The 12464-nt window shown below is 66.7% G+C and carries 7 protein-coding genes; 6 read left to right on the forward strand and 1 reads right to left on the reverse strand.

What is annotated here, in order from left to right:
- Positions 1 to 530: 530 nt before the first annotated feature.
- Genes AC1PLA_RS03740 through AC1PLA_RS03765 form a run of 6 tightly spaced genes read left to right on the forward strand, consistent with a single transcriptional unit; the run spans position 531 to position 9551 of the window.
- Positions 531 to 2549 (forward strand): methanol/ethanol family PQQ-dependent dehydrogenase, encoded by a 2019-nt coding sequence (locus AC1PLA_RS03740; protein WP_481105611.1) that lies wholly within the window; start codon positions 531 to 533, stop codon positions 2547 to 2549.
- Entirely contained in the window at positions 2546 to 4306 is a 1761-nt protein-coding gene (locus tag AC1PLA_RS03745) for a quinoprotein dehydrogenase-associated putative ABC transporter substrate-binding protein (protein WP_481105612.1), read from the forward strand. Before AC1PLA_RS03740 ends, AC1PLA_RS03745 begins: the two co-directional genes overlap by 4 nt.
- Positions 4307 to 4331: 25 nt before the next feature.
- Positions 4332 to 4982, forward strand: coding sequence for a c-type cytochrome (locus tag AC1PLA_RS03750; protein WP_181142002.1), 651 nt, complete (start codon positions 4332 to 4334; stop codon positions 4980 to 4982).
- Positions 4979 to 6013: a beta-propeller fold lactonase family protein gene (locus AC1PLA_RS03755; protein ID WP_481105613.1), complete on the forward strand. Its 1035-nt coding sequence runs from the start codon at positions 4979 to 4981 to the stop codon at positions 6011 to 6013. Before AC1PLA_RS03750 ends, AC1PLA_RS03755 begins: the two co-directional genes overlap by 4 nt.
- Positions 6014 to 6048: 35 nt before the next feature.
- Positions 6049 to 7155, forward strand: a complete 1107-nt coding sequence (locus AC1PLA_RS03760) for an S-(hydroxymethyl)glutathione dehydrogenase/class III alcohol dehydrogenase (protein WP_211914791.1) — start codon at positions 6049 to 6051, stop codon at positions 7153 to 7155.
- 11 nt (positions 7156 to 7166) lie between these two features.
- On the forward strand, positions 7167 to 9551 hold the full coding sequence (locus AC1PLA_RS03765) for a TonB-dependent receptor (protein ID WP_481105614.1): 2385 nt from the start codon (positions 7167 to 7169) through the stop codon (positions 9549 to 9551).
- A 747-nt stretch (positions 9552 to 10298) separates the two neighbouring features.
- Here AC1PLA_RS03765 and AC1PLA_RS03770 read toward each other — a convergent pair.
- On the reverse strand, positions 10299 to 12272 hold the full coding sequence (locus tag AC1PLA_RS03770; protein ID WP_481105615.1) for a sigma-54-dependent Fis family transcriptional regulator: 1974 nt from the start codon (positions 12270 to 12272) through the stop codon (positions 10299 to 10301).
- Positions 12273 to 12464 lie beyond the last annotated feature (192 nt).

A 12464-nucleotide genomic window follows, 5' to 3' on the forward strand; every position in this document is an offset into this window, starting at 1 on the left:
ATCGCATTGGAAGTGACATGCGCTCGAAGGGGCGTGGACGCCGCTGAATCTTGCAATGCGTCATCAGCAAGCCAGACATCACACACCTGGCCTACGCCGTACCCTCATCCGCCCTTCGGGCACCTTCTCCCGATGGGAGAAGGGAAACGCGGCAGCACCCGTTCGACGACGTAGCTGGCCTTCGGTGAGGTGAGGTGTTGCCTTGCGCGAGCCACAGCGAGCTATGTCGACTCAAGCGTGCAGGGTGCGCAGCACTGACCGACAGGCAGTCCCACCCCCGCTGCACCATCCATGTCACAGCACGCCCGGCGCAAACTGTGCCAGAACCGTGACAGTGCGCCTTGCGCAAGCGACTGCCATCACATCAAACCCTGCTGCTCCAACATGGTGCGTCGCACCAGTGCGCTGGCATGGCGTTTGCTCTTTCCCTCTCGACGTTTCCGACGTCCGCGGTGCAACTGGCGGGTGCAACGCCTGCGCTGCGGAATGTTTCAACCGACTGGTTGTTCAATCGAGAGGGGTAGACGCATATGCACCAATCTTCCTGTCGCAGCCTGCGCAGCAGTGTGCTGCTCATGCTTGCGCTGAGCGCCGCGTTGGCCGGCTGCAAGAAAGACGCCGCCACGGAAACGACGACAACGCCCGCACCGGCCGCCAAACCCGCCGCGCCGGCCGCCGCCGCCGTGGTCGATACCGACAGCGAGTTCACCACCAATGCCAGCAACCCGGACAACTGGGGCGGCATCGGGCGCGACTTCGCGCTCACCCGGCACAGCCCGCTGGCCGAGATCAATCGCGACAACGTCAAGAACCTGAAGATGTCGTGGGAAATGAAGACCGATGCCACGCGCGGCCACGAGGGCCAGCCGCTGGTGATCGGCAGCGTCATGTACATGGTCAGCGCGTATCCGAACAACGTGTTCGCCATCGACCTGGCAGCGCAGGACGACGGCGGCAAGGTGCTGTGGAAGTACACCCCGCAACAGGACGAACGCTCGGTGGCGGTAGCGTGCTGCGATACGGTCAACCGCGGCGCCTCGTATGCCGACGGCAAGCTGGTGTTCGGCAGCCTGAGCGGCGATGTGATCGCACTCGATGCCAAGACCGGCAAGGAAGTGTGGAAGCAGAAACTCGCGCACCCGGACAAGGGCGAAACCATCACCATGGCGCCGATCATCGCCGACGGCAAGGTGGTGGCCGGCATCAGCGGCAACGAGTTCGGCGTGCTTGGGCGTGTCGCTGCCTACAACCTGGCCGATGGCAAGCAGGCGTGGTCCTGCGATGCGGCCGGTACCGACAAATCGATCTGCCTGGGTGCGGATTTCAACAAGGCCAACCCGCAGCATGGCCAGCTCGGCGATCTGGGCGTCAAGACCTTTCCCAACGACGAATGGAAGCGTGGTGGCGGTGCGGCCTGGGGCTGGTACAGCTACGACCCGAAGTTGAAGCTGCTCTACTACGGCACCGGCAATCCCGGCCTGTGGAGCCCGTCGTATCGCTGCGGCAAGACCTCGCAGGAGGAATGCAACAACGGCGAGCATGACAACAAGTGGTCGATGACCCTGTTCGCGCGCAAGATCGATACCGGCGAAGCGGTGTGGGGCTACCAGAAGACGCCGTTCGACCAGTGGGACTACGACGGCATCAACGAGCCGATCCTGGTCGATCTGAGCATCGACGGCAAGGAAGTTCCGTCCGTGGTGCAGTTCGATCGTAACGGCTTTGCGTATGTGCTCGATCGCCGTGACGGCACGCTGCTGCGCGCGCACAAGTTCGTGCCGGCCAACTGGGCCGAACGCATCGACATGAAGACCGGCCGCCCGGTCAAGGTGGCCGCGCATTCGCCGCTGGAACGCGGCAAGAAGGTGCAGGCCTTCCCGTCGGCGATGGGCGGCAAGGACCAGCAGCCGTGCTCGGTGGATCCGGCCAATGCGGCGGTGTTCTTCTGCGGCACCAACAACTGGCATATGGAACTGGAACCGCAGGAACGCGGCAACACCATGATGGGCCTGCCGTACGTGTTTGCCAACGTGATGATGAAGCCCAACGAGCCGGGTGCACTGGGCATCGTCAAGGCCTTCGACGTGGTGGAAGGCAAGTCCAAGTGGGAGATCAAGGAGAAGTTCCCGGTGTGGAGCGGCACCCTGGTCACCGACGGCGGGCTGGTGTTCTACGGCACGCTGGATGGCTGGTTCCGTGCGGTGGACAAGGACACCGGCAAGAAGCTGTGGGAGATGAAACTGCCCTCCGGCATCATCGGCAACCCGATCGCCTACAAGGCCAATGGGCACCAGTACGTGGCGGTGTTCTCCGGCATCGGTGGCTGGATCGGCCTGCCGGTGGCCGCAGGTCTGGATCCGTCCGATCCGTATGGCGCGCTGGGGGCTGCCGGTCTGGCATTTGGTGCCGGCTTCGACAAGATCCCGCTCGGCGGCATGGTGCACAGCTTCCGGATCGATGGTGCCGGCAAGACCGTGACCGCCAGTGCCACCGCCACGGCGGCTGCAGGCGGCGGCACCGCCAACACCGCAGCGAAGACCGCACGATGAGTTCCACGCAAGGCGTTGGACGCGCGCACCGGCAGTTCGCTGCCGGTGCGCGTGGCATGCACCGGCAGCTGTGTCGGCTGCTGGTGCTTTGCAGCCTCGGACTCGTCGCCGCAGGCTGCACCCGCGAGCCGTCCTCACCGACGGCTCGCGCTTCTGCTTCCGCTGCAGCGCCCGCTGCGGCGGCCTCCACTGCGGCACCGGCCACGGCCAGTGCTCCACCGCCAACGTCCGATCCACGTGTGCTGCGGGTCTGCGCCGACCCCGGCAACATGCCGCTGTCCAACAAGGCTGGCGAGGGATTCCAGAACAAGATTGCGCAGGTCGTGGCCGATGCCATGGGCCGGCGCCTGGAATACGAGTGGCGCACCTATTACCAACGCGGGCTGGCACGCAGCACGATCACTGCCGGCCGCTGCGATGTGTTGATGGACCTCAACAGCGATTTCGAGCAGGGCCTGACCACGCGCCCGCTGTATCGCTCGGCCTATGTGCTGGTGACGCGCAAGGGCCTGGATCTGGTGCCGACATCGCTGGACGATCCGGCGCTGAAAAAACTGCGGCTGGGCGTGTTCCAGAGCTCGCCCGCACGTCAGGCGTTATACGAGCACGGCATCAGCGGCCAGGTGCAATACCTGTTCTACGACTCGGCCACCGCGCCGGAAGAACATCCCGGCAAGCTGGTTGAACGGGTCGCTGCCAATGAACTGGATGCGGCCGAATCCTGGGGCCCGGTGGCCGGTTACTACGCGCAACGCAGCGGCCTGGGCATGGTGCCGCTCAATACTATCGACGATGCGGTGCTGGAATATTCGATGGCGTGGGCGGTGTCGCGCAAGAACGCGGACCTGCGCGATGCCTTGAACACGGCCATGCAACAGAGTTCAGCAAAGATCGCCGAGATCCTGCGCAGCTATCACGTGCCGCTGGTGCGCTGTGGCGACTGCGTGGTAGCCGGCGATCTGGCCGCGCACGGGCCGTATGCGACGCCGATGCCGGTGTCCAAGGCGCCAAGCCCGGCTGCGTCCTCGCAGGAGCTGGCGCAGTTGCAACTGCGCATCGCCGACGGTGCCGACCCGAACCAGGAACTGGCGCATGCACTGGATGCCGGCGACGCGGTGCGTGCGGCGTGGCTGTTGCGGCATGGCGCCGATGCCAACCGTCCCAACCTGCTCGGCGAGCCGCCGTTGCATCAGGCCATCCGCAACCAGGAACCGGATCTGGTCGGCCTGCTGCTCGATGCCGGCGCACGCCTGGATGCGCGCGATGGCAGCGGCTGGACCGCCTTGATGAAGGCGGCCTGGGCCAACGATGCCGGCAGCGTGACCAGGTTGCTCGGCAAGCGCGCGCCGGTGGACACCGTCTCCAGCGATGGCTGGAGCGCGCTGGACCTGGCGGTGTCCTACGCCGATGTCGGCGTGGTGCAGGCCTTGCTCAAGGCGGGCGCGGATGTGCGGCGTGCCAATGCCACCGGCTTCACGCCGGTGATGTTCGCGGTGGCGCGCGACGACCCGGCGATTCTCGATGCGGTACTGGCCGGCGGTGCCGACGTCGGCCACGCCAACCAGGCCGGCGTCACCGCATTGATGCTGGCCGCCGCGGCCGGGCGCGACGCGGCGGCCAAGCGCCTGCTGGCGGCCGGCGCCGACCCTGCCGCACGCAATCGCGACGGCAAGACCGCCGCTGCATTAGCGCAGGCACGCGGCGATAACGCGCTGGCCACGCTGCTTACCGAGGCCAGGCGCCCCTCCCGGCAATGACTGCGTCACCCGCCGCGCGCACGGGGTGCGCGGTGCTCCCTCCGATCAGAAAGGTTCGTTCATGCGCAAGTCCACCGTGGGTTGTTTCGATCGTTCCATGCGCGCACCGCTGTGCGCGGTGATGCTCAGCGTCGTGCTGGCCGCCTGCGGCAAGGACGCACCGCCGCCCGCGCCCGCGCCTGAGGCGGCCACCGCACCGGCTGTCAGTCCGCCGGCGCCGGCCACCGGTACTGCTGCACCTGCAGCGGCGAGCGCCGCGGTGCCCAACCCGGCCGCCGGGCCTGCGCCGGATCCGGCCACGCCGCCCGCAGCGCCGGCCACCGTGGTGCCGATCCCGAAGGGGCCGGAGGTCAAGGTCACGCCCGAGCTGATCGCCGAGGGCAAGAAGATCTATTTCTCCGCCGGCTGCAATGCCTGCCATGGCGGCACCGGTGGCGGCGGCATGTGCCCGCCGTTGACCAACGACATCTGGGTGTATGGCAGCGACGACGACACCTTGCGCACGCTGATCAGCGAAGGCACCGCCGCGATGATCACCCACGGCAAGACGCGGGTCGGGCATGAAAAGGTGGTCGGGCAGATGCCGCCGTTCGCGCCGGTGCTAAAGCCGGGCGACACCGAAAAACTGCTCGCCTTCATCCATTCGATCAACAAGACCGCGGGCAAGGCGCAATGAGGCCAGCGCCAACCGGTTGGCGGTGCCTGCTTGCGGCAACTGCGCTGGGCGCGCTGCTGGCCTTGGCCGGTTGCCGGCGCGATGCGGAGCTGCCGGCGTCCAACGCGGCGCCGGCGGCAGCGATGCCCGCAACGCCGCCGGCATTTGCCTATGTGCCCAACCAGCGCAGCGGCACGGTATCGGTGATCGATACGCACACCGACACGGTGGTGCGTACGCTCAGCGCACAGGGGCAGCTGGGCAAGCGCCTGCAGCAGGTATTGCCGGGCCCGCAGGGGCATCTGTACCTGATCGATGCCGAGCATCACCGCCTGATCGAACTCGATACCGACAAGGACGCGGTGCTGCGCAGCGTGGAGATCGGCGAGAACGCCGAAGGCATTGCGCTGTCGCCGGACGGCAAGCAGTTTGCGGTGTGCGTGGAAGGCCAGAACCAGGCGATGTTGATCGATGCGGCACAGTTCAGCGTGCAACAGGTGATCGCCACGCGCGGGCAGGCGCCCGAGCACTGCGCCTACACGCCGGACGGGCAGTGGCTGCTCACCAGCAACGAGGGCTCCAACGACATGGACATGATCGAGCTGGCCACCGGTCGCTCGCGTGGCGTGGTCGCCACTAGCGGCCATCCGCGCGGGATGGCGTTTGCGCCCGACGGGCATAGCGTCTACATCGCGCAGGAAACCGCCAACGTGGTCGACGTGATCGACCTGCAGACGCGCCAACGCCGCGCCAGCCTGCCGGCCGGCGTGCGCACGGCGGGCGTGGCGTTGTCGGCCGACGGCACGCGGCTGTATGCGTCCAACGGCGGTGCCGGCACGCTCAGCGTGATCGACACCAACACTGCGCGCAGTCTCGCCGAAATCGCGGTGGGGCTGCGGCCGTGGAATCCGGCACTGACCCCGGCCGGCGACAAGCTGTATGTCGCCAACGGGCGCTCGAACACGGTCAGCGTGATCGACACCGTCGCGTTGCGCGAGATCAAACAGATCCCCGTCGGCGAACTGCCGTGGGGCGTGGTCATCGCGCGCTGAGCGGCGGCCATGCCGCAGCGCGCCAGGGAGGCCGGATGAAGACACGCGCTGCGGTGGCATGGGGTCCGCACCAGCCGCTGACCATCGAAGAGGTGGACCTGCAGCCGCCGCGGCCCGGCGAGGTGCTGGTGCGCCTGGTCGCCACCGGGATCTGCCATGGCGATGCGCATGCGCTGGCGCATGCGCAGGCGGGCAGCTTCCCGGTGATCCTGGGGCAGGAAGGCGCCGGCATCGTCGAGGCGGTCGGCATCGGCGTCACCAGCGTGCAGCCCGGCGATCACGTGATCCCGCTGTACATGCCCGAATGCGGCGTGTGCAAGTTCTGCCGCTCCGGCCGCACCAACCTGTGCCAGGCGATCCGCAGCAGCCAGGAACGCGGGCTGATGCCCGATGGCAGCAGCCGGTTCTCGTTGCACGGCCGGCCGATCCTGCACCACATGGGCACCAGCACGTTCTCCGAATACACCGTGGTGCCGGAAATCGCGGTCGCGCGGATCCAGCCGGAGGCAGCGCTGGATCAGGTCTGCCTGCTCGGCTGCACGGTCACCACCGGCGTCGGTGCGGTGCTCAACAGCACGCATGTGCGGCCCGGCGACTGCGTGGCGGTGTTCGGCCTGGGCGGCATCGGCTTGTCGGTGGTACAGGGCGCGGTGCTGGCGCAGGCCGGGCGCATCATCGCGGTGGATATCGACCCGGCCAAGTTCGCGCTGGCGCGCGCCTTGGGCGCCACCGATTGCCTGGATCCGCGCGACTACGGCGCACCGATCCAGCAGGTGATCGTGGACCTCACCGATGGCGGCGCCGACCACAGCTTCGAATGCGTGGGCGATGTCGGCGCGATGCGCGCGGCGCTGGAGTGCTGCCACAAAGGCTGGGGCGAGAGCGTCATCCTCGGCGTGGCCGACGACGCGCAGGAAATCAGCACGCGCCCGTTTCAACTGGTGACCGGGCGGGTGTGGCGCGGCAGCGCCTTCGGCGGAGTGAAAGGGCGCAGCGAATTGCCCGGCTATGTCGCGCGCTATCTGCGCGGCGACATCCGGCTGGCGCCGTTGATCACCCGCACCCTGGCGCTGGACGACATCAATCAGGCGCTGGCGGACTTGCGTGCGGCGCGCGGCATCAAATCGATCGTGCTCTATTGAGGGAGACGCAGATGGCAGCAGGCACACGCAGCACAGCGACGTTGCACCATCACGCACTGGCAGGCGCCTGCGCCAGCGCCTTGCTCGCAAGTAGCGCGCTGGCAGTGGCGGCCGAGGCGCCGCAGGTGACCTGGCTGGACCGCATCGAGGTCACCGCCACGCCGATCCCCGGCACCACCATCGATGCGGCGCAACTGCCGTACATGGTGCAATCGGCCACCAACAGCGAGCTGTCGCGCGCGCGCAGCAACAACCTCGGCGATCTGCTGCAGCGGCGCTTCGTCGGCGTGGATGGCAACGATGTGCAGGGCAGTGCGTTCCAGAACGATCTCACCTTCCACGGGTTTCGTGCCTCCGCCTTGCCCGGCGCCTCGCAAGGCGTGTCGGTGTATCTGGATGGCGTGCGTTTCAACGAACCGTTCGCCGATATCGTCAGCTGGGACATGCTGCCCGAGTCGGCAATCAACGCGGTGACCCTGATGCCCGGTTCCAATCCCTTGTTCGGGCCGAACACGCTCGGTGGCGCGGTGGTGCTGTCTACCGCGTCGGGCCTCACCTCACCGGGAGTGCAGGGCGAGCTGAGCATCGGCAGCGGTGCGCGCAAGCGACTGGATGCCAGTTACGGGCTCGCCAGCCAGGACGGCTGGCATGGCTTCGTCGCAGTCACCGGCTTCGACGAAAACGGCTGGCGCGATGCCTCCGAGGGTCGCCTGGGGACCGTTTTCGGCAAGGTCGGCAAGCAGGGCGAGCAGACCGATTGGAGCCTGTCGCTGCTGTACGGGCGCAGCCGCCTGATCGGTAATGGCCTGCTGCCGGATACGCGCTACACCGACGATGGCCCCGAGCCCGGCCTGTATCGCGCCGACCGCCGCGCGGTGTACACCTCGCCCGATCTCACCCGCAATCGCAATACGCTGTTCACCGCGCAACTGGACCATCGTTTCGATGCGGACACCGCATTGCATGCACTGGCCTATGCGCGCGTGGGTCGGCGCGACACCGTCAATGGCGATATCGGCGAGGACTACGAAGAATTCGTCGAAGAATGCGCCTCCGGTTATGCCGCCGATGGCAGCGCGCTGGATGCCGATTGCGATGTCGCGCGCGCCGATGCCGATGCATTGCCCACCGGCGCGCTCAACACCACCCAAATGCGTCAGGAGGCGCAAGGCCTGGCAGTCAACCTGAGCAGGCAGTGGGGTGCGCATGCGCTCAGCACCGGCGTGACCTTCGATCGCGGCCATGTGCGCTATCGGCAATTCGCCCGCGACGGTTGGGTGCAACCGGACCGCTCGGTCGCTGCCGATCCGGATGCCGAGCGCGCGTTTTTTTCCGGCGTGCGCGGCAGCACCAAGACGCTGGGCGTGTTCGTCGCCGACACCTGGGCGCTGGACGCTGCCACCCATCTCAGTGCCGCAGTGCGCTGGAATCGCGTGGTGGTGGACAACATCCTTTCCACCGCCGAGGACGGCGACCGCCCACGCGAGCGCTTCGTCTATGCCAAGGCCAATCCATCGTTAGGGTTGACCCATCGGCTCGATTCGGGGCTGACGGTGTACGGCTCGGTCGCGCAAAACAGCCGCGCACCGACCGCGATCGAACTGGGTTGCGCCGATCCCACCCAGCCATGCCGCTTGCCGACCGGCCTGCAGGCCGACCCGCGCCTGGAGCAGATCGTCTCGCGCACGTACGAGCTCGGCGCGCGCTGGGCACCGTCGGCCAACAGCAACGCCAGCCTGTCGGTGTACCGCGCCGACAATCGCGACGACATCCTGTTCCTGCGCGCACCGGACACCCAGCTGGGTTACTTCGACAACGTCGGCCGCACCCGCTACCAGGGCACGGATCTGGCGCTGCGCCTGCGCAGCGGCGACTGGCAATGGTCGGCCGGCTACAGCTTTCTGGATGCGACCTATCGCAGCGATGGCGAACTGCTGTCCGGCGAGCGTGTGATCGCCCTGCGTCCGGGCTTGCGTATCGCCGCATTGCCACGCCACAACCTCAAGCTCGGCGTGGAATGGCAGCGCAATGCGCTGACCCTGGGCGCCGGGGTGCGTGCGGTGGCCGGGCGCGTGGCAAGCGGCAACGAGGATGGCCAGGTCGACAATGCCGACGACGGCGAGCCCGCACCCGAGCGCATCGACATCGGCACCGCCGGCTACGCGTTGGTGGATCTGCAGGCGCGTTGGCAGCTGGGCGCGCGGTTGTCGCTGTTCGCCCGCGTCGACAACGTCTTCAACCGCCACTACGCGACCTACGCGGCCGTGGCCGAAGACGTGTTTCCGGACGGAGCACTCGCGCGCCCGCAGGACGCGCCAGTGGAAACCGGCCCGGCGCGGTTTCTCGCACCAGGTGTGCCGCGGCAGTATCTGATCGGCATACGCTGGGCGTTATGAGGCTGGGGATTCGGGATTGGAGATTAGGGATTCGCAAGGCGCAAGGCGCAAGGTGCAATCGCCAGTCGCCCGCAGCGTTATCTGAATGGTGCCGAGCTGCGCTGGTGGAGGGCGCGGTGCCCTCACCGCACCAGAGAGTTGGCTGGTGACGTCATTGAAGAACGAAGACACTGCAGCAGACAGTTGATGGTTACTCGGAAGCTTAGATCAAGAGCCGAGTCGGTCGAGCGCGCGGCGCCCTCACCGCTCGCGGGACACGCCGTAAACCCGTCCCTGGGGGCTCGGTGGCGGCATCCATGCCGCCACACGGTCCCGCAAGCGGTGAGGACACCGCACCAGACAGTTGATTGGTTGCCTTGTTTAAAACCATGCACACCGACCATCTCGACTGGCCCTTGCCCGCCCACCGTCGCGGGACCTTACGCGGCATGGATGCCGCGTAAGAGCCTACAAGGACGTACTTGCGGCGTGTCCTGCGATGGTGGGCGGGCAAGGGCCCTGCAGCAAACCTGCAGAACTACAACTATGCGGACGTGCTCGCAGCGCGTCCCGCGATGTTGAGCGCAAAAGTGCCCCGAAGACAAGCCGCAGATCATCCGCTACGTACCAATGCTGCATGCCGGCCCTAGCAACAGTGACGCCCACCTGATGGCCGGAAGTTGTTCTGCTAATCGCTCAAGATAAAGCGCCAAGCTGCCTTCGCTTTTACGAATCTCCAATTCCGAATCCCAAATCCCCGCCCCTCAATCACCCGGTATCCAGGCCATGCTTGCGCAGCTTGCGATACAGCGTATTGCGACTGATGCCCAGGGCATCGGCGGTGCGGCTGACATTCCAGCGGTGGCGTTCGAGTTGTTGCTGCAGCACCAGGCGTTCGGCCTGGTCGAGTGCGACGCGGCCGGGCATGTCGTCGGCGGCCACCGCGCGGCCATCGACCAGGCATGGTGCGCTGCCGGCATCGACAATTTCCTGCGGCAGATTCGGCAGGCGGATCACCCCGTCGCTGCACAATACCGCCGCCGTGCGCAGCACATTGCGCAACTGGCGCAGGTTGCCCGGCCATGCGTAGCTCAGCAGTTTGTGCATCGCTTCTTCGCTGATGCGCACGCTGTGCTCGCTGTTTTCCTCGCGCAGCAGCGTACGGATCAACTCGGCCTTGTCGCTGCGCTCGCGCAGCGGTGGCAGGTGCAGCACCACGCCATTGAGCCGGTAATACAAATCCTCACGAAACTCGCCGGCCGCCACCCGCTGCGCCAGATCGCGATGGCTGGCGCTGATCACGTGCAGCTCCAGCGGTACCGCGCGTTCGCTGCCCAGTGGAGTGACGCATTGTTCTTCCAGCACGCGTAGCAGGCGGCTCTGCAAGGGCAGCGGCATGTCGCCGATTTCATCCAGAAACAGCGTGCCGCCGCTGGCCTGCAGCAATTTGCCATGGCGGCCTTCGCGCGCGGCATCGGTGAACGCGCCGCGCGCATACCCGAACAATTCGCTCTCGATCAACGCCTCGGGAATTGCCGCGCAGTTGATCGCCACGAACGCGCCGCCGGCCCAGGGCGAGCCACGATGCACGGCCTTGGCGAACTCTTCCTTGCCGGTGCCGGTGTCGCCGCTCAGCAAAATCGACACGCGATGCGCCGCCAGTTTCAACGCATTGGCCAGGTTGTGGCGCATGCGCGGATCCGAGCCGACATGCTCGCCGGGTTGCAGCTCGGTTTCCGGTGCCAGCTGTGCCGGCCCGCCCACCGCCGGCAGCGCAGGACGCGCACGCGGCGGGCGCACCAGTGCGTAGAACCGCCGCCCGTGGCAGGCGCAGCGGATCGACCACAGGGTGCCGGCATCGCTGCCGGCGCGGTGCTCGAGGGTGTCGAAATCCAGCTGCATCACCTGCGAAATATTGCGGCCCACCAACTGGCTGCGATCGATCTTGCCGAGTTGCTCCAGTACCGCCTCGTTGACTGCCAACACACGGCCGTCCGTATCGATCGCGATCAGCGCCTCGTGCAGCAGCCCGGCAAACTCGGGGCGGCTGTGGAAGCGCAGGATGAAGGCGTGACCGAACTGGTTGAGGAAATGCGAGCGCGAAATCTGCGCCGCCGACATGCTCACCAGGGCCACGGTGTGGCGCTGGATCTGCTTGCCGTCCTGCGCATCGGGTGTTGAGGCATCCAGCACCGCCAGCAGGCCGCCATGCGGATCCAGGATCGGCGCGCCGCAGCACGACAACGGCAGATGGCGGGTCAGATAATGTTCGCCACGGTGCACGCTCACCGCCGTGCGCTCCACCGCGCAGGTGCCCAGCCCGTTGGTGCCCTGATGGCATTCGGCCCAGCTGGCGCCGCAAAACAGACCGGCCTGGCGGAATTCACGCAGCAGGGTCGGGTCGTGCACGCTGTGCAGCACGGTCGCTTCGGCATCGGCAAAGATCACGGCGTAGCCGCTGCCGGCGATCTGCTCGTAGAGGTTTTCCATTTCCACCTTGGCGATGCGCAGCACCTCGCCCAGACGCTGCTGGCGCTCGCGCACGTGCAAGGCGTCGTGCACCAGCGCTTCGGGTGGCGCCTCGGGCAACAAGGCATGCTCGTCCAGGCAGCGTCGCCACGAGCGCGACAGTGGCGCGGCCAACGGGGCAATGTCGCGCAGCCGGCGGATCTGCCGGAGCACATCCGGTTCGATCTCCGGCAGGGCGATGGACGTAGCGGCGACAACGCTTGGCTCGGACATGGGCCAGCGTTCCTCAGTGAGCGCGAAGCGTCAGTAGAGGCACAGATCGGTCGGATGCTCAAACTGCATTGCAGCAATTGCGTTGCAGCAAATTGCGTTGTTGCAAATGCATTGCCGATGCCGATGTCATGGCCAGCGATGGCAGGTGACGGATGTGGTAGTTGTCCACTCAGTACCGAGCGAGGCAAACGA

The organism is Xanthomonas sp. NCPPB 1826 (assembly GCF_056725285.1).

Bases quoted from the DNA above. Each gene is read 5' to 3' on its own strand.
- AC1PLA_RS03740 (WP_481105611.1), top strand. From the start codon at position 531: ATGCACCAATCTTCCTGTCGCAGCCTGCGCAGCAGTGTGCTGCTCATG.
- AC1PLA_RS03745 (WP_481105612.1), top strand. From the start codon at position 2,546: ATGAGTTCCACGCAAGGCGTTGGACGCGCGCACCGGCAGTTCGCTGCC.
- AC1PLA_RS03755 (WP_481105613.1), top strand. From the start codon at position 4,979: ATGAGGCCAGCGCCAACCGGTTGGCGGTGCCTGCTTGCGGCAACTGCG.
- AC1PLA_RS03760 (WP_211914791.1), top strand. From the start codon at position 6,049: ATGAAGACACGCGCTGCGGTGGCATGGGGTCCGCACCAGCCGCTGACC.
- AC1PLA_RS03765 (WP_481105614.1), top strand. From the start codon at position 7,167: ATGGCAGCAGGCACACGCAGCACAGCGACGTTGCACCATCACGCACTG.
- AC1PLA_RS03770 (WP_481105615.1), bottom strand. From the start codon at position 12,272: ATGTCCGAGCCAAGCGTTGTCGCCGCTACGTCCATCGCCCTGCCGGAG.